At 40.3% G+C, this 21,871-nt stretch carries 24 protein-coding genes and 1 riboswitch; of the genes, 18 read left to right on the plus strand and 6 right to left on the minus strand.

Annotated elements, in window-relative coordinates; all coding sequences use genetic code 11:
- Window positions 1-117: 117 nt before the first annotated feature.
- From Ga0466249_RS12335 to Ga0466249_RS12360, 6 genes are all read left to right on the plus strand, one after another.
- Entirely contained in the window at window positions 118-3,330 is a 3,213-nt protein-coding gene (locus tag Ga0466249_RS12335; protein WP_215829770.1) for an ATP-binding protein, read from the plus strand.
- Between the two features lie 24 nt (window positions 3,331-3,354).
- Window positions 3,355-3,741 carry a response regulator gene (locus Ga0466249_RS12340; protein ID WP_215829771.1) on the plus strand — a complete coding sequence of 129 codons (387 nt, stop codon included), beginning with the start codon at window positions 3,355-3,357 and terminating at the stop codon, window positions 3,739-3,741.
- 27 nt (window positions 3,742-3,768) lie between these two features.
- Window positions 3,769-4,653 carry a chemotaxis protein CheX gene (locus tag Ga0466249_RS12345; RefSeq protein WP_215829772.1) on the plus strand — a complete coding sequence of 295 codons (885 nt, stop codon included), beginning with the start codon at window positions 3,769-3,771 and terminating at the stop codon, window positions 4,651-4,653.
- Between the two features lie 20 nt (window positions 4,654-4,673).
- Window positions 4,674-5,141: a CBS domain-containing protein gene (locus tag Ga0466249_RS12350; RefSeq protein ID WP_246588678.1), complete on the plus strand. Its 468-nt coding sequence runs from the start codon at window positions 4,674-4,676 to the stop codon at window positions 5,139-5,141.
- A gap of 205 nt (window positions 5,142-5,346) precedes the next feature.
- Complete coding sequence (locus Ga0466249_RS12355) at window positions 5,347-6,258, plus strand: acyl-CoA dehydratase activase-related protein (RefSeq protein ID WP_215829773.1); 912 nt, start codon at window positions 5,347-5,349, stop codon at window positions 6,256-6,258.
- Complete coding sequence (locus tag Ga0466249_RS12360; protein WP_215829774.1) at window positions 6,255-7,337, plus strand: hypothetical protein; 1,083 nt, start codon at window positions 6,255-6,257, stop codon at window positions 7,335-7,337. Before Ga0466249_RS12355 ends, Ga0466249_RS12360 begins: the two co-directional genes overlap by 4 nt.
- Window positions 7,338-7,374: 37 nt before the next feature.
- Here the strand turns inward: Ga0466249_RS12360 and Ga0466249_RS12365 are convergent, their stop codons facing one another.
- Both Ga0466249_RS12365 and pta read right to left on the minus strand, forming a co-directional pair.
- The gene (locus Ga0466249_RS12365) at window positions 7,375-8,340 is read right to left on the minus strand and encodes an acyl-CoA dehydratase activase (protein ID WP_215829775.1); all 966 of its coding nucleotides are present in this window, start codon (window positions 8,338-8,340) and stop codon (window positions 7,375-7,377) included.
- A 156-nt stretch (window positions 8,341-8,496) separates the two neighbouring features.
- Window positions 8,497-9,495, minus strand: a complete 999-nt coding sequence (gene pta, locus Ga0466249_RS12370) for a phosphate acetyltransferase (protein WP_215829776.1) — start codon at window positions 9,493-9,495, stop codon at window positions 8,497-8,499.
- 210 nt (window positions 9,496-9,705) lie between these two features.
- Between pta and Ga0466249_RS12375 the strand changes: the two genes are divergently transcribed.
- A complete protein-coding gene (locus tag Ga0466249_RS12375) occupies window positions 9,706-9,870 on the plus strand; it encodes a DUF1540 domain-containing protein (protein ID WP_215829777.1) in 165 nt (54 codons plus the stop codon).
- 41 nt (window positions 9,871-9,911) lie between these two features.
- Here Ga0466249_RS12375 and Ga0466249_RS12380 read toward each other — a convergent pair whose 3' ends face one another.
- Window positions 9,912-10,802, minus strand: coding sequence for a YitT family protein (locus tag Ga0466249_RS12380; protein ID WP_215829778.1), 891 nt, complete (start codon window positions 10,800-10,802; stop codon window positions 9,912-9,914).
- A gap of 838 nt (window positions 10,803-11,640) precedes the next feature.
- On the opposite strand from Ga0466249_RS12380, the gene Ga0466249_RS12385 reads away from it, so the two are divergent.
- Window positions 11,641-11,844 carry a hypothetical protein gene (locus Ga0466249_RS12385; RefSeq protein ID WP_215829779.1) on the plus strand — a complete coding sequence of 68 codons (204 nt, stop codon included), beginning with the start codon at window positions 11,641-11,643 and terminating at the stop codon, window positions 11,842-11,844.
- 314 nt (window positions 11,845-12,158) lie between these two features.
- Here the strand turns inward: Ga0466249_RS12385 and Ga0466249_RS12390 are convergent, their stop codons facing one another.
- Window positions 12,159-12,299: a hypothetical protein gene (locus tag Ga0466249_RS12390; RefSeq protein ID WP_215829780.1), complete on the minus strand. Its 141-nt coding sequence runs from the start codon at window positions 12,297-12,299 to the stop codon at window positions 12,159-12,161.
- A gap of 147 nt (window positions 12,300-12,446) precedes the next feature.
- Here Ga0466249_RS12390 and Ga0466249_RS12395 point away from each other — a divergent pair, with 147 nt between their 5' ends.
- From Ga0466249_RS12395 to mutY, 8 genes are all read left to right on the plus strand, one after another.
- Window positions 12,447-12,932 carry a hypothetical protein gene (locus Ga0466249_RS12395; RefSeq protein ID WP_215829781.1) on the plus strand — a complete coding sequence of 162 codons (486 nt, stop codon included), beginning with the start codon at window positions 12,447-12,449 and terminating at the stop codon, window positions 12,930-12,932.
- Between the two features lie 63 nt (window positions 12,933-12,995).
- Window positions 12,996-13,099, plus strand: a riboswitch (TPP riboswitch).
- A 43-nt stretch (window positions 13,100-13,142) separates the two neighbouring features.
- Window positions 13,143-13,352: a sulfur carrier protein ThiS gene (gene thiS / locus Ga0466249_RS12400; protein ID WP_312889765.1), complete on the plus strand. Its 210-nt coding sequence runs from the start codon at window positions 13,143-13,145 to the stop codon at window positions 13,350-13,352.
- Window positions 13,353-13,355: 3 nt separating this feature from the next.
- Entirely contained in the window at window positions 13,356-14,135 is a 780-nt protein-coding gene (locus tag Ga0466249_RS12405) for a thiazole synthase (RefSeq protein ID WP_215829783.1), read from the plus strand.
- Window positions 14,128-15,255, plus strand: a complete 1,128-nt coding sequence (gene thiH / locus Ga0466249_RS12410; RefSeq protein ID WP_215829784.1) for a 2-iminoacetate synthase ThiH — start codon at window positions 14,128-14,130, stop codon at window positions 15,253-15,255. Before Ga0466249_RS12405 ends, thiH begins: the two co-directional genes overlap by 8 nt.
- Window positions 15,255-15,887, plus strand: coding sequence for a sulfur carrier protein ThiS adenylyltransferase ThiF (gene thiF / locus Ga0466249_RS12415; protein WP_215829785.1), 633 nt, complete (start codon window positions 15,255-15,257; stop codon window positions 15,885-15,887). Before thiH ends, thiF begins: the two co-directional genes overlap by 1 nt.
- Window positions 15,881-16,534, plus strand: coding sequence for a thiamine phosphate synthase (thiE, locus tag Ga0466249_RS12420; RefSeq protein ID WP_215829786.1), 654 nt, complete (start codon window positions 15,881-15,883; stop codon window positions 16,532-16,534). Before thiF ends, thiE begins: the two co-directional genes overlap by 7 nt.
- Window positions 16,535-16,576: 42 nt before the next feature.
- The gene (gene thiC / locus Ga0466249_RS12425) at window positions 16,577-17,881 is read left to right on the plus strand and encodes a phosphomethylpyrimidine synthase ThiC (RefSeq protein ID WP_215829787.1); all 1,305 of its coding nucleotides are present in this window, start codon (window positions 16,577-16,579) and stop codon (window positions 17,879-17,881) included.
- An 87-nt stretch (window positions 17,882-17,968) separates the two neighbouring features.
- On the plus strand, window positions 17,969-19,012 hold the full coding sequence (gene mutY / locus Ga0466249_RS12430) for an A/G-specific adenine glycosylase (protein ID WP_215829788.1): 1,044 nt from the start codon (window positions 17,969-17,971) through the stop codon (window positions 19,010-19,012).
- Window positions 19,013-19,073: 61 nt separating this feature from the next.
- Here mutY and Ga0466249_RS12435 read toward each other — a convergent pair whose 3' ends face one another.
- Window positions 19,074-19,319 (minus strand): hypothetical protein, encoded by a 246-nt coding sequence (locus tag Ga0466249_RS12435; RefSeq protein ID WP_215829789.1) that lies wholly within the window; start codon window positions 19,317-19,319, stop codon window positions 19,074-19,076.
- Between the two features lie 320 nt (window positions 19,320-19,639).
- Here Ga0466249_RS12435 and Ga0466249_RS12440 point away from each other — a divergent pair, with 320 nt between their 5' ends.
- A complete protein-coding gene (locus tag Ga0466249_RS12440; protein ID WP_215829790.1) occupies window positions 19,640-20,296 on the plus strand; it encodes a TerC family protein in 657 nt (218 codons plus the stop codon).
- Window positions 20,297-20,375: 79 nt separating this feature from the next.
- The gene (locus Ga0466249_RS12445; protein WP_215829791.1) at window positions 20,376-20,840 is read left to right on the plus strand and encodes a hypothetical protein; all 465 of its coding nucleotides are present in this window, start codon (window positions 20,376-20,378) and stop codon (window positions 20,838-20,840) included.
- Between the two features lie 54 nt (window positions 20,841-20,894).
- Here Ga0466249_RS12445 and Ga0466249_RS12450 read toward each other — a convergent pair whose 3' ends face one another.
- The gene (locus Ga0466249_RS12450) at window positions 20,895-21,839 is read right to left on the minus strand and encodes a metal-dependent hydrolase (RefSeq protein ID WP_215829792.1); all 945 of its coding nucleotides are present in this window, start codon (window positions 21,837-21,839) and stop codon (window positions 20,895-20,897) included.
- Window positions 21,840-21,871 lie beyond the last annotated feature (32 nt).

Below are 21,871 nucleotides of genomic sequence, written 5' to 3' on the forward strand. Positions count from 1 at the left end.
CAAAAAGTTAACCATAAAATCACGCAATAGTTACCACTATTTTCTATAATAGAATCAAGTCAGCGTTATTGAATTAAATTTAGCCGTTTGGTTAGAAAAAAATGTGTAGGTGTTAAGATGAAATCTTTGTTGGAACCGGCAGTTCGATTGATGAATCGATTAAAATATGCTTATAAATTTGGCATCATCGGGTTGCTTATTGTATTTCAAGCGACTGTTTTAATTTCTTTACTTGTAGCAGAACTGAATAAGAATATTGGCTTTGCTACACGAGAACGTCTGGGGATTGAGTATATTCAGTCTGCAGTAGTCTTGCTTGATGAAGCTCAAGAATATCGAAGCATGCATTATGCGTTTGTACTTGGCGATCATTCTTTGCAGGGAGCTTTGCAGGAAAAAATGGCTCATGTCGATGCCGCTTTTGCTGCCATAGAAGAGGTGGATCGTCATGTGGCGGACCAACTTGACACAACATGGAAAATGCAGATGGTCCGTCAAGATTGGGCTATGCGTAAACAGGAGGCTTACCAAGCAGATCCAAGTCGTGCACAGGTGGAATTTGATTTAGACAGCCGCTGGATTGGTGAAATTACTGATTTGATGCAACATGCGGGAAATAGTTCAAATTTGGCTATGGATGCTGATTTTGATACGGCTTATCTCATCGATTCTGTTTTGCGCAAATTGCCTGGTCTGATGGATACACTGGGAATGGTTCAAGGACGGGCTATTCAACTCTCTGATGATCATTCTCTTTCCATAGAGAGCAGAAACTACTTGCTTGGTTTGGCAGGACGTGTGCGTTCTAGTTTGGAGCAGGCTGATCGTAACCATCAACTTGTTTTTCGCCATAATGACAGTATTCGATTAAAACTCATGGAAGTTTATCGGCCGTTAACCGATTCAGTGCCGATCTTTATTTGGAATTTTGAGCAAAAAACGGTTGGACAACAGGGTCTGCCCATTCCTCAGCAGCTTATTGAAACAAGTGGCAGACAGGCTATTCAAAATGCCAAGCAGTTATATGGACAAGAACTGTTGGCTATTGATGAACAACTTGTCAAGCGGATTGAACAATATTCGCAATATCGCAATGGCATTGTAATTTTTACAGGCAGTATTTTATTTATTATGTGTTATTTATTTATGGCTTTTGATAGATCTGTACGTAAAGGGGTTTATCAGTTGAATGATCTAATGGCAGCGGCTGGACACGGACAGTTAGCTGTTCGGGGTGATATTTATTCAAGTGATGAGATGGGATCACTCACTTACTCTATAAATCATATGCTTGATTCGCTGGAAAAAATGGTCGAAGAAGTTCGGCTGTCTCATGACCGTTTGGAATTATGGAATCAGGAGTTGGAGCAGAAGGTAGTTGAGCGTACGGCATCTCTACAAAATCTACTCGACCATGCGGGGCAGGGCTTTTTGACTTTCGGTGAGGACTTGAAAGTAGCTGGGGAATATAGTGCCGAATGTACTCGGATTTTTAACCGGCCCATTGGGAATGAAAATGTATCGTCTTTGATTTATCCGGGCGACAGGGAGGAACAGGTATTTTTAGAAGCTGTTTTTCAGAAGATTTTTCAGGAACAGAATGAATATTTGCAGAAAACTTATTGCTCTTTGTTACCAGAAGAAATTGTACTTAACAACTGCTATATTGCTGTAGTCTACAAAATGATTGACAAGCTTTCGAAACAAAAGCCACGCAAGATGATGCTGATTCTTACGGATCAGACGCTACAAAAATCTATGGAAGAGCACGCACAGGGTGAACGCGATATTTTGACTATGATCGTTTATGTGGTCACTCATTCGGTGGATTTTTTTAATGCGATGCGCCAATATACGAGTTTTTGTCAGGAGGGATTATCTGATTTGCTTGTTGAGAAAAAATCGGCTAGTGAAATATTAAACACCTTATTTCGAATTATTCATACATTTAAAGGTACATTTGGTCAACTCCATATGGGACATATTATGGCGAATTTGCATGAAATGGAAAGCGAGTTGGAGTTTATCCGCTCTCAGGGCATGCTGGGATTAGAGTACGAGCAACTGGCGGATAAAATAAAACCTTTTACACCGGAAACTATGCTTGGTTGGTTGGAAGACGATATTACTGTCTTGAAGGAGAAGCTAGGTGAGAACTTTTTCCTGCAGGAAAACAGGCTTGTTGTGGAAAATGCTCGCTTACTGGAAATTGAAGATAAAGTTCAACATATGTTATCAGTCAATGAATGTAGGCTGTTGCTGCCTGATTTGCGTCGGTTGCGTTATAAGCCGCTCAAGGAGTTACTTGGATTTTATCCTGAATATGTATGTAATTTAGCTGAACGCCATGAAAAGGCAGTTCAACCGTTTGAAGTTAAAGGGGATGACATTTTAGTTGATCCCCAAAGATATTATGATTTTGTGCAATCATTGGGACATGTCTTTCGTAATGCCATTGTTCATGGTTTAGAATCATTTGACGAAAGATTAGAGCACGGTAAGCAAGAGATGGGGACGATCACTTGTTCTGTTGTGGAAGAGGCTGCTGGTTTTGCCGTGATTATTACTGATGACGGACGTGGCATGGATGTGACAAGGATTCGTGAAGTTGCCGTGGAAAAAGGTATTTGCCAGCAAGCTGCAACACAAAAAATGGAAGATGAAGAAATTGTTCCATTGATTTTTGCTGATGGTTTTTCTGGTGCTAGGCAAGTAAATGAGCTCGCCGGACGCGGCGTCGGTCTCTCTGCCGTTCGAGCTGAACTGGAGAAACTAGGTGGTTCTGTTCGTGTAAATACCCTGTTGGGGCAAGGGACGCAATTTCGTTTCTTTTTGCCTGGGATAGGTTGGGATGAAAATGAATTTTCCATGAAGCAGTTCGGTCAAGCATTACGAACAGTTACAGAAGAGTTGTTAACCAGTCATTATCATTTAACTGTAAATCGTTGTATATACCATGAAGGAGTCCTTGGAGGGAAACTCAAATTGCGGAAGATTACATCATTTATTGATGTGAAGGGAGCACCTAGCGGTAGATTAGTACTGAGTGCCGACGAGGATATTGTGCACTATTTGGCTACTCAGTCGATGGAGCACGAGGGGGTGAAACTATCTGATAACAAGAGTCCGGAAAACATTTTAGCCAAGTATGCTAATGAATTGTTTCAATCTACTGTAAAACAATTTCCACATTGGGCCGATACACTCAAGCTTGAGACACTAGTTACGATTTTAGCTGAAGACGCTTCGGCCAAGTATTCACGGTCGCAGATGTCGACGTGGGTGTTTGAGCTGGATTTAGGTCGGATGACTTTAAGTGTAATTGATTAGTTAATACGAGAAGGGATGATAAAAATGGCACGAATTTTAATTGTTGATGATTCTCTGATGATGAGGAAAACTTTGCGTAATTTTCTTGAAAAGGCGGGGCATGAGATCGTAGGAGAAGCATTGAATGGTGAACAGGCAATCTTGAGTTATTCTAAGTGTCAACCTGAGTTAGTTACAATGGATATTACTATGCCGGGTTTAGGCGGTATTGAAGCGATTAGGCGCATCATTCAAGTCGATCCAGCAGCGAATATTGTTGTAGTTAGTTCGCTTGGACAAAAGCATATTATTTTTGATGCAATACAAAATGGTGCCAAAAATTTTATTCTTAAACCTATTACGGAGCAAAAGCTGATTCCTGTTATCGATTTAGTTATGGAATATAGTTCGGTTGCAGCTTCATCGAATTAATTTGAGTAGCGAAAAAGGAGAATGATCATGTGTGATCAATATTTTGGCCATTATTTATTGAATAAGGGTATTATTACACCTATGCAGCTTTACAAGGCACTTGAATATGAACGCGCTGTTCGTGTGAAACTGGGAATTCTCGCTGTGAATGCCGGGTTAATGACAGCTGCTCAAGTGGAAGAAGTCCATTATCTTCAACGCGTGCGAGATAAAAAATTTGGCCTTATTGCCGTTGAACAAGGCTATTTAACAGATGAGCAAGTAGAAGAGCTACTGTCTACTCAACGTTCAGGACATCTTAACTTACTTCAAGCCATTGCAGATAAAAAATATATGACACTGACAGCTGTGGAAAAAGCTTTAGTTGATTTCCGTAACGAATATGGTGTTGAAGCACTTCTTGAACTAAATGCGGTAGATGATGATACAGTAATTCGAAAATGTATTGATTTTTCGGCAGCGAGGGACAAGTCTGATTTGCTATATTCTTATACAAAATTGTTGCTGCGAAATATTGTTCGGTTTCTTAGTGCTACTCCCTTTCTGTTACCGACAGCTTTTGAGGATGAAAAGTCTACTGAATGGTTTATATCTCAACAGGTTATCGGCGATGAAACACTTGGAATTGTCCTCAGCGTGGATACGCCCGTGTTACTTGCAATTGCCAGCCGTTTTAGCGGGGAAAAACTTGGGTCGGTGAATGAGATGGCGCTGGATAGTGTAGGCGAGTTTTTAAATGTACATCATGGCGTTTTTTGCAGTAATTTATCTGATGCCGGTCTTCGTGTTGATTTACAGCCGCAGTGTGTTGAGGACGGTTTCAAGCAGAGAAGAGGGCAGAGCGCTTATCATGTGCCTGTAGGCACTTCTTTAGGACGGTTAGACATTATGTTATCATTGAAAGATAAATAAATGGGTGTTATAATATATCGATGTTAATAGTCTATATTAGCAAATCAGTCAAGGCTAAGAAAGGGGCAAATGGTGTTATGAATATTGCTTTTTTCTTGATTCCAAAAAGTGAAGTAGTTTACTTGCCTGTAATTTGTACAATGCGACAAGCACTTGAAAAAATGGAATATCATCGTTATACGGCAATTCCGCTTATCGATGATCAGGGAAAATATGCTGGGACCCTTACTGAAGGCGATTTGCTGTGGAAGATGAAAAATACTCCGGGTTTAACTTTTGCTGATACTGAGAAGGTTACGATTCAAGAAATTCCTTGGCGAATGAAGAATAATCCGGTGCATGTCAACTCGGAAATAGAGGAACTATTTTCTTTGGCTATTGATCAGAATTTTGTACCTGTAGTAGATGACAGTAATATTTTTATTGGCATTATTCGCCGTAGAGAGATTATCGAGTATTATCAAAAAAACAATATAGGAAATAGATAAATTTTTCATTCGTATCTTGGATGAAAAAGAATCAGTAGCAAAAGTAAGGGTCTCAATTGTCGCTTTAAAAGGGATAATTGAGATTCTTATTTTATGTCTACGTAATTTGAAGGTGCTTTCTTACTTATAAAATAACGATAATCTGTTCATACTATCTATATATCTTATGAGAATCTATTGATTTGTTGCTAAAGGATGAATTGCTGTGCAAATTAAAGTTGGTATACCACAGGCCATGCTTTATCATGAATTTGGGAGATTGTGGACTGGCTTTTTTCAAACTATGAATATTCCTGTTACTGTTTCAGGTGGCACAAATAAACACATGCTAGATCGTGGCACCATACTGGCTATGGATGAATCCTGCTTGCCCCTTAAGGTGTATTTGGGGCATGTTGATTCTTTGCTTTCCAGCTGTAGTCATATCTTTGTTCCCCGTATCGTTCAGTATCATCAGCATTTTTATTTTTGCTCTAAATTCGCCGGACTCCCTGATATTGTTTGCAATACTTTTGGACTGTCACCCGAGCGGCTTATTTCTCCTAACATGGAGGAGCATTTGCTGACAAATCAACTGAGAGCTGTTTATACGACTTGTCATGCCTTAGGGGTATCGGCTGTTGCTGGATATCTTGCCTATCATCAGGCACTTCAATCATGGAAAAGTCAGGCGCTGTCAGACAAAGCAGTTTGCAAGGACAGTATCGCAGTGATTGGTCACAGTTATTTAGTAAAGGATATATTTTTCTGTCATGATATTGAGCAGGTACTCACTTCATATGGGGTCACCATGATTACTTCTGATCAGATAGCAAGTAAAGTGCTCTATGATGAATCGAAGATTTTTGAGTCGGATATTTACTGGCAACTGTCAGCAAAAATTGCCGGGGCAGCCCAGTTTTTTTGTCGGCAGAAGGATGTTAAAGGGGTTATTATGCTGTCAAGCTTCGGTTGTGGTCCGGATTCACTTGTAAACGAATATATTGAACATTATGTTTTGAAAAAAAGTGGGAAACCCTATATTATTATTAATCTTGATGAACATACGGGAAGGGCTGGATTGATTACACGAGTGGAAGCCTTCTTGGATTTAATGGAATGGAGGAAGAAAGGGTGAAATTAACTTATCCTCACATGGGATATTTAAGCATTCCAATTTTTAATATGCTGACGAATTTAGGTATTGAAGTCATTAAGGCCCCACCAATTTCCAAGAAAACTGTTGAATTAGGTTCAAGCCATTCCCCAGAGGGAGTGTGCCTACCTTATAAAATCAATATGGGAAATTTTTTAGAGGGGATTGATAGAGGCGCTGATACGTTAATAACTATCTGTGGTGCAGGTAAGTGCCGCATGGGCTTTTATAATGCCGTACAAAAAATCAGTTTAGCAGCAAACAAGAATTTAGCATTTTATACGCTCAACACAGATAACCTGTTTAGTGACTTGTATCGGTTTTTATGTATAGCAGCGCCTAAGGCCAGTCGTCTGTCTGTCGTGAAAAATATTATGTTAGCACTTAAATCGCTCCAAGCGCTAGATGCCATTAATGCTGCGAAAAATTTTTATGGTGCACGTTCAAGTGCTCCTGAAAGGATTATCCGTCTTTGTGAAGAAAGCATCCAGCAATTTGCTTATTGTCGTAATTTTCGTGATATCAGGCGCTTGCGGGAACAGGCGTTGGAGGAGATAAGGGCATCGACTCCAGTTAATGAATTTCAACCAGCCAAGGTCGTTTTGCTTGGCGAATTTTATGTCTTAATGGAACCCTACGTTAATCATAGACTTGAGAATATGCTTGTTAAACAAGGTATTGAAGTAAAAAAATTTACTTTTACCGGTCAGTGGGCTTATGCTAAAACACTGATGCAGACTTTAGGATTGTACAATGAGGAAAAAGAATGTCTAAGCCAAGCCAGACCTTATTTTCATTATCATGTAGGTGGTGAAGGGCTAAAGTCAGTCGGTCATGCTGTTAGTTGCGTGCAGAAGGATTATGATGGGCTGATTCATGTTTATCCTTTCGGTTGCACGCCGGAAGTTGTTGCGCAATATGCACTAAAAAATATTGCCCATGATTATGAGTTGCCTCTGTTGTCCTTAAGTCTTGATGAACACGCGAGTGATGTCGGTATTGTGACACGAGTGGAAGCTTTTGCTGATTGTATTCAGAGAAAAAGAACTAAAACAAACTGAGTCGTCTTTCCAGCAAGGAAGGATGACCCAGTTTGTTTTAATGATGAATCGTTTCTTTGTTGCTCCATTTACCACAACGATCTCCCCAACGTGCTGCGATTTCGTTGTTTAATTGGATTTCTATTATTTCACATAAATTTGGACAACCCTTACATTCAAAACTGTGAGGCCGATAGTTGTTATGAATTAAATCAAAACCACGAAAGACAGTAGAGGGCTTTTCTTTGACTTGTTCTTTTGCTAAAAGGGCGGCACCAATGGCACCCATGACGTTGTAGTGGGGTGGGATCATAACAGGGAGGTCCAGGGCATTTTCAAAGGCTTGTTTCATTCCTTGATTTGCAGCGACACCGCCCTGGAACAGGATGGGGGCCTGAATACTCTTTCCTTTACCTACATTATTAAGATAATTGCGTACCAATGCTTGGCATAGGCCGTTTAGAATATCAGCAATTTGGTGTCCCGTTTGTTGTTTGTGAATCATATCTGATTCAGCGAATACGGCACAACGCCCAGCTACACGTATGGGTGTCGTAGATTCTAAGGCTCGACTTCCAAAATCTTCAATGGGCATGCTCAAACGCGCAGCCTGCTGATCTAAAAAAGACCCTGTTCCAGCGGCACATACTGAATTCATGGCAAAGTCTATGACAACGCCATGTCGGATGAGGATGATTTTAGAATCCTGCCCGCCAATTTCAATAATCGTTTGCACATCAGGTACAGTATGCATGGCCGCTATAGCATGGGCTGTAATTTCATTTTTGATTGAATCGGCTCCGACGACAACGGCTGCCAGCTGTCGTCCGCTGCCCGTTGTACCAACGCCTGACACAGTTAAGTTGCTATTGCGTTCATTGATTTGTTTCAGGCCGTTTTGGACAGCCTCAATGGGTCGACCTTGTGTTCGGATGTAGAGAGTATCGATGACTTTATCTTGATTGTTAAGTACTGCCACATTAGTACTGACTGATCCAACGTCAATGCCCAAGAATACTTTCATTAAGCTTCCCCCTTTGGAGTACATAGCGAACCTTACTATTATGTTCTTTTGAGGAAAAATAATGCAAGATGATTTAAGAGATTATATAGTAATAAGCAGGGCTGCCTGGTGGGCAGTCCTGCTTATTTTGACGTGGTTTCATTGATTCAAAAATGATTACTGTTGGCTTGCTTGTACAGAAGTAATGGCAACCATGTTGACAATATCGTTGACATTGCAGCCACGTGATAAGTCATTGACTGGTTTTGCTAACCCTTGAAGAATAGGACCCGTGGCACTTGCATTGCCTAGTCTTTGCACAAGCTTGTACCCAATATTGCCTGACTGAATATCAGGGAATATTAGTACGTTGGCTCTGCCAGCTACGGTGCTGCCAGGAGCCTTTTGGCGGCCTACTGATTCAATGAGTGCAGCATCGGCTTGGAATTCTCCATCAATTTCTAAAGAAGAATCAAGGCCTTTAGCAAGTTTTGTAGCTTCTACAACTTTGTCTACCCATTCGTGCTGGGCGCTTCCTTTGGTAGAGAAGGAAAGATAGCCAATAACAGGTTCAAAATTGCACAGGTTTTTTGCTGTTTGAGCAGCTTGTATGCCGATTTCAGCAAGTGTTTGAGCGTCAGGCGCAATATTTACGGCACAATCGGCAAAAACGAACACGCCCTCACTGCCTAGTGTGCAATTTGGTACTGACATTAAGAAGGCACCGGAAACGGTCTTAAATGGTTTTTTCGTTTTAATAATTTGTAAAGCAGGACGTAAAACATCGCCTGTTGTGCTGAGTGAACCAGCAACCATGCCATCCATATCGCCATTATAAACCATCAGTGTGCCAAAATATAATGGATTCTTGATTAATTCGGCAGCTTTTTCTAAGGTCATGCCTTTGGCTTTTCTTACTTCATACAGTGCTTGTACATAATGATCATGTTGAGAACATGTAGCAGGGTCGATGATTTCAATGTCTGTCAGATCCACCTTGGCCTCTGAAGCCTTTTTAGCGACTTCTTTTTGATTACCGACGAGAGCAATTTTGGCTATTTTTTGGTCCATAATTTCTCTAGCCGCTTGAATTACGCGAATATCACTACTTTCAGGTAATAATATTCTTTGTTGTGTCGATTTTGCTTTGTTCTTAATGGTTGTTAAAAGATCCATGTGAGATTCCTCCACTCTAGAATGTGATAAATTGTGATGTTATGTATTATACTCTTGCGAGTTTGAAGCCAATTTATTTACAAGTTCTATTATGACACAAGGAGGCAGTGAATTTCAAGAAAATAGTCAACCGAGTATTATTGACGAAAATATGTGAATAGAAGGAAAAATAACGGATAAACTAAGGACGAAATTTAAGGAGGTGGAAGCATGGCACTGCCGGGAGTAAGATGTGAGGTATCAAATTGCAAATATTGGCAGCAAGGCGAACATTGTAATGCAGTAGACATTGAAGTAAAGGTTGATCAAGGCCAAAGTAACGCGCGTACCAGTGATCAAACAAATTGTCACACTTTTATGCCACAAAGCAGTTAAATAGAAATCTCACCGGACAGTAAAGTTCGGTGGGATTTTTTTTAATGAATAGACTTTTTCTTGAATTGTCCGCCCATTACATCGTGAACATCACTAATGGTAACAAAACCGTTTTCATCGACTTCTTGAATAATATCCTTTAGTTTCGAAATTTCCAGACGCGAAATTACAGCATATAATACATTTTTTTGTTCTTTACTATAGCCGCCTTCACCGTGTAAGATCGTTACACCCCGGCCTAATCGGCTCATGAGTGCGGCTGAGATTTCATCAGGCTTTTCAGATACGATGAGAGCTGCTTTTGATTCATTAAGTCCTTCAATGGTGATATCAATGACTTTAAAGGCGATAAAATAAGCGACAAGTGAATACATGGCCTTATCCCAGGTAAAAATCAGTCCGGCACTTGTTAAAATAAACAGGTTGAAAAACATGACCATTTCGCCTACTGAAAATCCTGTTTTTTGATCTAAAATAATGGCAACTACTTCGGCGCCATCTGTAGAACCGCCAGAGCGAATAATTAATCCTGTGCCGATGCCAACAATGATGCCGCCAAATACAGCGGCTAAAAATAAATCAGTTGTTAACCCGGGAATTGGGTGAAAGATGCTTACCCAATAGGATAGGGAAACAACTGAAAAGAGTGTGGAGATGGCAAACTTTTTCCCGATCTGCATATAGCCAATATAGAGAAAGGGGATATTTAAGATGGCAATAAAGAGACTAAGGGGATAGCCTGTTACATGACTTGCCATGATGGATATGCCGACGATGCCGCCATCAATAATTTGATTGGGTACTAAGAAAAACTCTAATCCTGCTGCCGCAATCATAGCTCCGATGAAAAGTAAAATATACTTTCTTAAGAGTTTTAGTACGAATTTTTTTTGTGTCAATAAATTCCCTCCCTGAAGTCTGTAACAAGACATTTTTATAGCTTGTATTATTTATATTCTATCTTATTTTATAGTTGTTTTCAACTGAGTATAAATAGTTATTCTTATTAGTGAATAAATTTTCCTAACTGAATCCGGCATTTGAATTTCCATATAAATGCCAAAAGAGAGAAAGCTTAGCGGCTTTTCTCTCTTTATTCCATCATATTTGGTGAGCGTTTTTATTATGAATTAGCTAGATGTTGAATCATTGCTAAAACCAAAGAATAATAAAATAATAATAAGTATAATGATAATCCCTTGATTACCACCAAAGCCATTGAAACCGCCACCATGACCAAAGTTCATAAGTAGATCTCCTCCTTTGTTTGATATTACAGTCTATGCAGGAAGAATTGTTAGGGTGATCTACTCTACAGGCACAATAAAAAAGCTTCGCTACCTGTAAAACTTTTATTTCATCAAAGAATAGATGCCAAGATAGATGAGAAGCAGTAGGACGATAAGGCCATAGTAATAGTTCGCTTTTGATTTATTCGGATTACCATTTGGTCTGAACATGTTTAAAAAACTCCTATCTTTTTCATGCTGTATTATAGTATATACGGGGAATAAAGGAAAAATCCTTTATTGTAATTGGATAAACGATAATAAATTCTTCTTGCTATTCTATCTTTATTGTGATATACTAAATAAAATCATTAACCGAATGCAAATAGTTAATACTAAGCAGTTTATTAAAGTGAAAGAATTAAACCCATTCTCTCCCATCTATAGAATACTGGTAATGGTTCAGATAATAGCGGCTGGTAGTGCATGTGTTGATTGCATTACGATTATCAGTATAAATAGAGAACGGAGGAGAATGTATATGAATATTGAAGAAAATATTAGACAGCTTCTGAAAAAGTTGATATTTTTGGGATATCAACGGTTTCAAATTAGAAATATTATCAATGAAGCTCTTGGACAACAGCTTTTGGAAAATGACTATCGACAGAATGTGCAAGTCATGATTGCTTTACAAAAGTATGAACAACTGGGCAGTGAATATTTACTTACTTACAGTAAATAATTGAATTGATAGGTTTTTGTAATTGTTATGCGACAGGCTTAAGGCTTGTCGCATTTTTATGTTATACGAACTGGAGAAGGGAGCTTGCGTTTGGTTGATAATTTTTTAGTAATAATTCCACCAGTAAGGATGATAATTCCACCACCGTTTACGGCGTGGTCGATAGTGATAAGGGCATCCGTAAGGATTACCATAAGGACAAAACATAGGGAGAACCTCCTTTGTTTTATATCCTATATTATGTAATTTGCTTAGTGCATGTTCCCAATGTGTGATAACAAAAAAGACTGACAGATTGTCAGTCTTTTTTGTTATCACGTAGGGTTTGAATTTTTGCAAGGTCGATATTTTTTTTCGGTTGATTCTTGTTTGGAATCATCCATGGCGCTGACACTTTCAGCAGCCGGCTTGCTTTCTTTCTGGGGCGTTGAATCGCTTAAATCTTTAAATGACATGATGCACATCTCCTTTTTGTGCTGAATAGATGTTTCGTGCATAGTATGTCCGAGTGAAGGTATTTTTTATCGATATTTTTATTATTGTATAAACTAGACTGTAAAAGGTTACCATAAAAAGTAATGGAGTAGATGGGAGTGAAAAGAGTGGTGCAAAAACTACTTTCCTGGATAATTATTGGGGCTACTATGGGGATAGTCACAGCTGGTTTGCTCATATTTAGTGTGGATAGGCCTTATATTCAGCAGAAGGCTGTCATGACGCTTGTTCAAAGCGGTATGAGTAACCCTGATATTCGTGAGATGATTATTTCGCAGGCTATGATTTATTTAAAATCGTCAGAAGGAAAGCAAGAAATGGTTGCTTATTTAAAAACACCAGAAGTAGCCCATGTACTTGCTGAACAAATGGAGACACCGGAATTTCGACAGCATCTTCTTCACTTTATGCAGGTTCCAGAAGTTCGGCAGGCTTTTATTCAGTCATTGCAAGAAGTACCTGAATTTAAAATTTTAAAAGCTCTTGGTGAAATTGTTCCAAATGATGAATCAGCTGTAAGTTCAGAAAAACCGTCCAATCCTGCGGTAAAAACCGGGGAGAAGTCATTGTCCACGACGGTTGCACGGCCATAATAAAAATGGTGTGTTAGAGGCTTTACAATAGGAAATATTTGTGCTATATTAAACATAACAATATAAGTTCGCTAGGGGTGCCGCATACGGCTGAGAGAAAGTTTACCTTTCGACCCTCTGAACCTGACATGGTTAATACCAGCGTAGGGAAGCAAATCTTTGATTCGAAAGCTTACTTCTTTATGAGGTGAGCTTTTTTATTTTGGAGAGGTGAGGCTCTTGAAAGTGAAGTTAAATGGTGCAGAAATTTCATTAGCATCTTCCCTGACGCTTGAACAGCTTCTGTTGACAAAAAAATTAGAGCTGGACTGTGTCGTTGTGGAGTACAACGAAAAAATTGTGAAGCGCAATGAACTGGCAGCGATTATCCTGAAGGAGCGGGATGAAATTGAAGTGCTACGGTTCGTAGGAGGAGGCTGAGAAATGGATAGTCAAGAAGACAAGTTTATTTTAGGGGGAAGAGAACTAAAAAGTCGTTTATTTATTGGTTCAGGTAAGTATAGTGATGATCGCTTGATTCCGAGCATTGCCGAACATTCAGGTGCAGAGGTAATTACAGTGGCTCTTAGGCGCATTGATTTTGAGTCGAAGACAGATAATGTACTGATTCATATACCGGAAACCATGCAGTTGTTGCCGAATACATCAGGGGCGCGCACGGCTGAGGAGGCCATTCGTCTGGCTCGTCTGTCAAAGGCCGCGGGCTGTGGCAATTGGATTAAGGTTGAAATTATTTCAGATGCAAAGTATTTACTGCCTGACGGTTATGAGACAGTGAAGGCCACTGAAATTTTAGCTAAGGAAGGGTTTGTTGTGCTTCCCTATATTAGCCCTGATTTGATGGTTGCCAGGTCTTTAGTTGATGCTGGAGCATCAGCTGTTATGCCGCTTGGAGCCCCCATTGGAACTAATCGTGGTTTAAAAACAAAAGAACTTATTCGGATTTTAATTGAAGAAATTTCTCTCCCTATCATTGTAGATGCGGGGATTGGAGCGCCGTCGCATGCGGTTGAAGCCATGGAGATGGGAGCTGCTGCCTGTCTTTTAAATACAGCTATTGCAAGTTCACCGCAGCCGCTTGTTATGGCTGAAGCTTTCGGACAGGCCGTCGCTGCAGGCCGTAAAGCTTTTTTAGCTGGACTGGGTGTTGATCAAACCATTGCTCAGGCTTCGTCGCCTTTAACGGGGTTCTTACATGAATAAGACGCGCGGTATTTATGAGGAGCTAAAACCTTACCGGAATTTTGATTATGACGGCTTCTTTTCCGGTTTGGCAGATAAGGATATTCAAACAATCTTGGCAAAGGATCAGTTGACGGCTTTGGATTATCTTGCCTTATTATCACCAGCAGCGGAGAAATATTTGGAACCTATGGCTCAAAAGGCCAAGGCCATTACACTCAAGTATTTTGGCAAGACTATTTTGTTATTTACGCCGATTTATTTATCAGATTATTGTACGAATAAGTGTAAATATTGTGGCTTTAGTGCGCTTAATACGCAACCGCGTAAAATGCTCACTCTTGAGCAGGTCGAGCAGGAGGCGCAGGTTATTGCAAGTACAGGGCTTAAACATATATTGTATTTAACAGGGGATGCCCCAACCATTTCTTCTGTCCAATATATGAAAAACTGTACGAAAATTTTAACAAAATATTTTTCATCCGTTGGGACAGAAGTTTACTCCTTGACTTTAGAGGAGTATAAGGAGTTATATGAAGCGGGTGTGGACAGTATGACGATGTTCCAGGAAACCTATAATGAGGCTTTATATGATGATATTCACGTGGCAGGACCCAAAAAAGACTATCATTTCCGGTTAGATGCACCTGAACGAGCTTGCCAGGCAGGAATGTGGTGTGTTAATATTGGTGCGCTGATGGGGCTTGATGAATGGCGCCGCGAAGCTTTTTTCACGGGCCTTCACGCCGCTTATTTGCAGGATCATTATCCTGAAGTGGATATTAACATTTCTGTACCGCGCATGCGCCCCCATACGGGTGATTTTCAGCCACTGGTGGATATGACAGATATGAATACAGTGCAGTATATTTTAGCTTACCGACTTTTTATGCAGCGTTCAGGTATTACTATGTCAACGCGGGAAACAGTTGATTTCCGCAATCATATGATGGGCATTGGTGTGACGAAGATGTCAGCAGGTTCTTGTACAGCTGTTGGTGGACATATTCATAAGAATGCCAATTCAGGGCAGTTTGATATTTCTGATGAGCGTGATGTTGAAGAAATGAAAAAAGCCATTAGGCAGCAGGGGTTTCAGCCAGTCATGAAAAATTGGGAGCCCCTTGTTGGGGAATCTTGATGAATGAATTTGAACAGGCTTTAATCCAAAAAATCGGGGCTGAGCGACTTCGAAAAATTCAATCAGTGAAAATCGGTATTGCCGGAGCAGGTGGACTGGGATCAAATTGTGCCGTTCATTTAGTTCGGACGGGTTTTAAAAAATTTATCCTTGTTGATTTTGATATCCTTGACTATAGCAATTTGAATCGTCAGTACTATTTTAATCGCCAAGTTGGTCGGGCGAAGGTTGATGTGCTTGCTGAAAATTTACTTGCCATTAATCCCGATGTGACGATTGAAAAACTTTGCCGGAAACTTGAAGAACCGGATTTTGCTCAGGTATTTGTGGACTGTCATGTTGTTGTGGAAGCCTTTGATCAGGCAAAATACAAAAAGCTTCTTGTTGAGCGTTTTATTAATACCGATAAATTGCTTGTTTGTGCTTCTGGACTGGCGGGTTTTGCAAGTAGTGATGCGATTGGCATTCATCAATTGCGTGAACGACTTTTTATGATTGGTGATCTGAAAACAGGTGTCGGAGCGGAAACGCCCCCGCTTGCACCACGCGTAGCTGTGGCAGCAGCCAAACAAGCTGATGTCATTTTGCGGTATGTGTTAGCAGATTCTGCTGGGGAGGAAATGTTATGCTGAGTAAAAGAAAGAATCCCTTGCCGTCTGATTTATATGCTTTGACAGCTGAGGAATATTCTTTAGGACGCAGTAATATTGCCGTTGTAAAGGAAATGCTTGAAGCAGGTATTAAAATTATTCAGTATCGAGAAAAGGGAAAAAAACAGCGTGTTAAATATGAAGAATGTCAGGAAATCCGTAAAATGACCTTAGCCTATGATGCTACGTTTATCGTCGATGACGATGTTGAAATAGCTAAATTGGTCGGGGCTGATGGTATACATATTGGACAGGAAGATTTGCCGATTGATGTTGTACGTAATATTGTCGGAGAAGACATGATCATCGGCTTGTCCACGCATTCACCGGAGCAGGCTGAGGCAGCGGTACGTGCAGGAGCTGATTATCTGGGTGTGGGACCGATCTTTTCTACAAAAACTAAAAAAGATGTATGTAGTCCTGTGGGTTTTGATTATCTTGACTATGTTGTCAGTCACGTTACGATTCCATTTGTGGCTATTGGTGGTATTAAGGCAAATAATGTGGCTGAAGTTGTGAAACATGGTGCCAATTGTGTAGCACTTGTGACGGAAATCGTCGGTGCATCGAATATACCTGTAAAAATTGCCGAAATACAACAGAAAATAGCAATAGCAATAGTAAAGTAGTTTCGATAGCAAAAAAAATGATCAGAAGAAGGGGTGCTATTTGTGAGTTATACAACGCAAATGGATGCGGCGAAACAAGGAATTATTACAGAACAAATGAAGACGGTAGCGCAAAAGGAACAAATGGATGTCAATAAGTTGCGCGAGCTTGTTGCTAGCGGCAAGGTCGTTATACCAGCCAATAAGCATCATACTAGTTTAAGTGCTGAAGGTGTTGGTGAAGGACTGAGAACGAAAATTAATGTCAATTTAGGCGTATCGAAAGACTGTTGTAATCTTGATGGTGAGATGGAAAAAGTCAAAAAGGCCATTGAACTCAAGGCTGAAGCAATTATGGATTTAAGCTGCTTCGGGAAAACACAGGAATTTCGCCGGAAGGTCATTGATTATTCGCCAGCGATGATCGGTACGGTGCCTATGTATGATGCTGTAGGGATGCATGAGGCTGAGTTAAAGGATATGACAGCAGAACAATTATTAGCTGTTGTAGAGCGGCATGCTGAAGATGGCGTCGATTTTGTAACTGTCCATTGCGGCTTGAATCGGGCTACTGCCGAACGCGTGAAAAAAAATAAACGTCTCACAAATATTGTTTCACGTGGGGGGTCCTTACTGTTTGCTTGGATGGAAATGAATAATCAAGAAAATCCCTTTTATGAGCATTATGAGTGTCTGCTTGATATTTGTGCTAAACATGACGTGACTATTAGTCTTGGTGATGCCTGTCGTCCCGGCTGTCTTCATGATGCGACAGATGCCGCACAGATTGCGGAACTCATGACACTAGGTGAGCTGACCAAACGGGCTTGGGAAAAGAATGTGCAGGTTATGATTGAAGGCCCTGGTCATATGGCGTTAAATGAAATTGCCGCCAATATGCTGCTTGAAAAACGCCTGTGTCATGGTGCACCTTTTTATGTGCTTGGACCTCTTGTGACCGATATTGCCCCTGGCTATGATCATATTACAAGTGCTATTGGTGGAGCGATTGCTGCTGCAAATGGTGCTGATTTTCTCTGTTATGTAACGCCTGCTGAACATTTGCGGCTGCCGAATCTTGAAGAAATGAAAGACGGCATTATTGCTTCGCGTATTGCTGCCCATGCGGCAGATATTGCTAAAGGTATTCCTGGCGCACGCGAGTGGGATGATAAAATGGGTCAGGCGCGGGCTGATTTGGATTGGGAAAAAATGTTTGAATTGGCCATTGATGATGAAAAACCGCGTCGTCTCCGTAAGGAATCGCAGCCGGAAGAGCAAGAAACGTGTACAATGTGCGGCAAAATGTGCGCTGTTCGCAATATGAATCGGATACTGAATGGTAAAGAAGTTAGCTTAAAGGATTAGAATTATGGTATACTAAAAAAGGACCTGCGCAAAACTGGCAGGTCCTTTTCTTGATAATTTTCTGAATGAGACAAAGGAGAATTTATTGTGACATCACTATCAGCAAAGCTGCTTTCTTGGTATAAAGAGGAAAAACGGGATCTTCCTTGGCGCCGTGACGGTGATCCGTATAAAATATGGGTTTCAGAGATTATGTTACAACAAACACGGGTGGATACAGTCATTCCTTATTTTCAAAAATTTTTAGCACGTTTTCCCAGTGTAAGCAGTCTGGCTGAAGCTGATGAAGAGGAAGTCCTGACGTATTGGCAAGGTCTTGGGTATTATAGCCGTGTGCGTAATTTACACGAGGGTGCACGTCAAGTGGCGGCTCAGTATGGGGGAATCATACCAGATAATCTTCAGGCAATAAAAAAATTATCGGGTATTGGCGATTATACGGCAGGAGCGATTTTAAGTATTGCCCATAATGCGCCTTGTCCGGCTGTAGATGGAAATGTGCTCAGAGTGTTTAGCAGACTTTATTGTTTGACGGAAGACATTATGACAGCTAAAGCGAAAAAAAATATTACGGAAATTGTTAAGCGTGTGTTGCCTGCTGGCCGGTCGGGTGACTTTAATCAGGCTGTGATGGATTTGGGGGCCACTGTTTGTACACCAGCTAGTCCGCGTTGCCCTAGTTGTCCCCTTGCAATTGACTGTCAAGCCTATCAGAAGAATCGGGTAATTGATTTTCCTGTAAAACGCTCAGCTCGGCCACCACGGCCTACTCAATTGGCTGTGGGACTGCTAGAACATAATGGGAGTATTCTCATTCGGCGTCGCCCTGCTAAGGGACTGTTAGCCTCAATGTGGGAGTTCCCGACTGTGGAGCATGTGGAACAAGATGAAATGATGGTGAGAGAAAACTTAAGACAAGTTTTTGTTTTTCTGGGACTTGATGTAAATGTTGGTTCCGCTCAACAGAAATTGACACATACTTTTTCTCATTTAAAGTGGTTTATGACGGTTTATGACTGTACTATGAAGGAAGCAAGAATAGAAGTTCCGTGTCCTTGGCGTTGGGTAGAGAAAAGGATGGCTCACACCATTACTTGGGCAGGACCGCATGCTAAAATTGTGCAACCCTAAGTGCAAAAAAAGGATCTTATGCATAAGCAATAGATCCTTTTTTTATTTATTCACTTTTGAGTTATTTTTGGGGAGATTTCTTTTTTGAAACCTCTTTTTTTCGTTGGTTTCGCCGCGTCATTTCCTGGATAACCACTTTATAGCCTAAATACAAGGCTGGAGGCGCCCAGACGATTTTTACAATTGTGTTTAGTAAAGGACTGTCAGGTGCACCGAAAACGATTAGCATTCCATATAAAGTCGAATACACAAGATAACCAAAATTCCAAAAAACGAAGCCAATTAAAATGGTATATACATATTTCAAGATTATTTTCCTCCTAGTCATATCAACTTTAATTATAACTAGTTTGTCCTTGGTGGGCAAGTGTATTGTTTTGTAGAAGTAAATAGCGGGGAAGGGGGGAAAGGGAAAAAATTTATTTCGACGAATTTTACCTAATAAATGTTACTAGTACATAAATAATTCTCAGAATTGTTATGGCTTTCGTTTTTTAGGAGTATCACATTTGTATATCGTTTGAGAGTGCGTTTTTGTGTAAAATTTTTAGCCTGTGAAATACTATTATTAAGTGATTTAACAACAATGACTGTTTATTGTCAAATTGAGTTATAGGATGGATGTTAATGGATACATTAAAAATATTAACAAGTATTGTTGTAGTAAATTTGTTGCTTAGTGGAGATAATGCGCTTGTTATTGCGCTCGCCAGCCGAAGTTTGCCAGAACGTCAAAAAAAGCTGGCCATTTTGTGGGGGGGAGTCGGCGCTATCGGATTGCGTGTAATATTGACTTTTATTGCAGTATTTTTGCTTACCATTCCTTATTTGCAGTTTGCAGGCGGTGTTATGCTACTGGGTATTGCCGGTAAATTATTAACAGATGATCATTCAAATCAGCAACGGTCGGTAGCGCCGCCATCATTACGTGGGGCCATTCGTATGATTATTTTCGCTGACCTAATCATGAGTCTGGATAATGTGATTGCTATCGCTGCTGTAGCTCGTGGCAGTTTACTCTATTTATTGATTGGCCTTGGATTAAGTATTCCCATCATTATGTTTGGCAGTCAGCTTGTTCAACGTGCTATGGCAAGATGGCCCATCATTGTATGGGTTGGCGCGATTTTTTTAGGATGGACAGCAGGGGAAATGGCTGGCGATGATGCAGGTGCGCAACAATCTGTACAAGCTGTTTTTCCGGGATTTATGGTCTATCTGCCAGCGCTATTTGCAGCTACTGTGTTTATCTGGGGGCTAATTGCAAGGCAAAGACATCCGTGACCTTTTCATGAACTCCTTTAGCTTTGTTATGCATACAATAGAATAAGATGTGTAACAAAAGTGGGGAGGTCATTGGAGTATGTCTTATTATGGAGAGCCTGGATGTTGCGATACTGCCATGCTCGAACAGTCACTTTGTCTTATTTTAGAAGCTTTGAAGGATGAGACACATGATCGGATGTTTTATCAATGTTTATTGCAACTAGCACCAGATCAAAAGCAGCAGGACGTGATTAAATCTATTAGAGATGATGAAATTAAGCATTTTAAAATGTTTCGGGTGATCTATCGAGAAATTATGTGCCAATCCCCCATAACACAACAGGCAACTGATTTTCAAAAACCAAAAAGTTATTGTGCTGGTATTGAACAGGCCATTTTCGGTGAATTAGCTGCGGTTGAATTATATCGTAAGATGATGTTTGGGCTTTGCTCTTCTAGACATAAAGCCATGCTTTTCGAAATTATTACAGATGAAATGAAACATTCAATTAAATGGAATTTTTTATATAGCAAAAATTGCTCAAGTTGTTGTGAAAGTTAAAAGGAGATAGTCCGTATCATTAAAGTGATACGGACTATCTCCTTGTTATTCGAATCAGGTCGGAATTTTAATGATGTGATTTGCTGTTAATAGATAAGATTCAAGGGGCATTTTGTTTTTGTCAAAGTGAATAATGGCTCTGTGAACAAATTTTTCATTAAGAAAGTATCGTAAGTCATAAAGTCTTACGAGAAATAAGCCGTTGGCTTGTTTTTCTACATTAAGATAGAGATAGGGAGTAAAAGATTGAAAAAATTCACCAAGTTCTGTTGTTTGTACAAGCTTAGCTATCTCAGGATGCTGCTGTTTTAATAATTTCGTTTTGACTGTGAGTTTGCACTGGATGAAATTAAACTGCCCGACGATATAGGAGTCAGCAAGTTCCACAACAAAATCCCATACAAGGACTCTTTTTAAGTTCGGCATAACAGCGAGTCGTGCAATTTGCTCTGCAGCGAAGAATATTGTCAAACGTTTTTTTATGCGTGCACGCATAGCGGTGCGTAATGTGAGGTAACAGGCTAAGGTACTGAGCGAGATGATGCCAAGTAGCCCCGCTGGAAGTGCGAAAAAATAAGGAATACTAAAGAACAATAGTAGTAAGGGATCGAAGACATTTAAAAGATGATTTGTCTGGCGTTTTTTGTTAAACGGCCAGAGAAGGCTGGCACCATGAGTATTAAAATAATCAAGTAAAATATGTGATAAGCCGCCGATAAAAGACCACAGCAAATAGCTTAGCCAGTCAGTCATGCCTAGGTTGTAGAGTAGTAGTACAGTAATGAGGCTGGACCACATTATAAGACCGGGCAGGGAGTGGGAAAAAGCCCGATGAGATTTCATGTAGGAAAAATTGCTTTTTAAATGGGTAATAATATCAAAATCAGGGGCCTGGGCTCCTAAAATTGTGGCAATATACAAAGGATCGGTCAAGGAAGGCTGATGGCCTGATAAAGCGGCAAGAGCTACGCCGACAAAAGCGTGAGATAAATTATCCATAAATATTCTCCTAGTCTGTTAAAATCATGAAT

This window comes from Pelorhabdus rhamnosifermentans, assembly GCF_018835585.1.
GTDB lineage: Bacteria > Bacillota > Negativicutes > UMGS1260 > UMGS1260 > Pelorhabdus > Pelorhabdus rhamnosifermentans.

Coding starts and splice junctions, on each gene's coding strand:
- Ga0466249_RS12335 (WP_215829770.1), top strand. CDS start 118: ATGAAATCTTTGTTGGAACCGGCAGTTCGATTGATGAATCGATTAAAA.
- Ga0466249_RS12340 (WP_215829771.1), top strand. CDS start 3,355: ATGGCACGAATTTTAATTGTTGATGATTCTCTGATGATGAGGAAAACT.
- Ga0466249_RS12345 (WP_215829772.1), top strand. CDS start 3,769: ATGTGTGATCAATATTTTGGCCATTATTTATTGAATAAGGGTATTATT.
- Ga0466249_RS12350 (WP_246588678.1), top strand. CDS start 4,674: ATGTTAATAGTCTATATTAGCAAATCAGTCAAGGCTAAGAAAGGGGCA.
- Ga0466249_RS12365 (WP_215829775.1), bottom strand. CDS start 8,340: ATGAAAGTATTCTTGGGCATTGACGTTGGATCAGTCAGTACTAATGTG.
- pta (WP_215829776.1), bottom strand. CDS start 9,495: ATGGATCTTTTAACAACCATTAAGAACAAAGCAAAATCGACACAACAA.
- Ga0466249_RS12375 (WP_215829777.1), top strand. CDS start 9,706: ATGGCACTGCCGGGAGTAAGATGTGAGGTATCAAATTGCAAATATTGG.
- Ga0466249_RS12380 (WP_215829778.1), bottom strand. CDS start 10,802: ATGTCTTGTTACAGACTTCAGGGAGGGAATTTATTGACACAAAAAAAA.
- Ga0466249_RS12385 (WP_215829779.1), top strand. CDS start 11,641: ATGAATATTGAAGAAAATATTAGACAGCTTCTGAAAAAGTTGATATTT.
- Ga0466249_RS12390 (WP_215829780.1), bottom strand. CDS start 12,299: ATGTCATTTAAAGATTTAAGCGATTCAACGCCCCAGAAAGAAAGCAAG.
- Ga0466249_RS12405 (WP_215829783.1), top strand. CDS start 13,356: ATGGATAGTCAAGAAGACAAGTTTATTTTAGGGGGAAGAGAACTAAAA.
- thiH (WP_215829784.1), top strand. CDS start 14,128: ATGAATAAGACGCGCGGTATTTATGAGGAGCTAAAACCTTACCGGAAT.
- thiF (WP_215829785.1), top strand. CDS start 15,255: ATGAATGAATTTGAACAGGCTTTAATCCAAAAAATCGGGGCTGAGCGA.
- thiE (WP_215829786.1), top strand. CDS start 15,881: ATGCTGAGTAAAAGAAAGAATCCCTTGCCGTCTGATTTATATGCTTTG.
- Ga0466249_RS12440 (WP_215829790.1), top strand. CDS start 19,640: ATGGATACATTAAAAATATTAACAAGTATTGTTGTAGTAAATTTGTTG.
- Ga0466249_RS12445 (WP_215829791.1), top strand. CDS start 20,376: ATGTCTTATTATGGAGAGCCTGGATGTTGCGATACTGCCATGCTCGAA.
- Ga0466249_RS12450 (WP_215829792.1), bottom strand. CDS start 21,839: ATGGATAATTTATCTCACGCTTTTGTCGGCGTAGCTCTTGCCGCTTTA.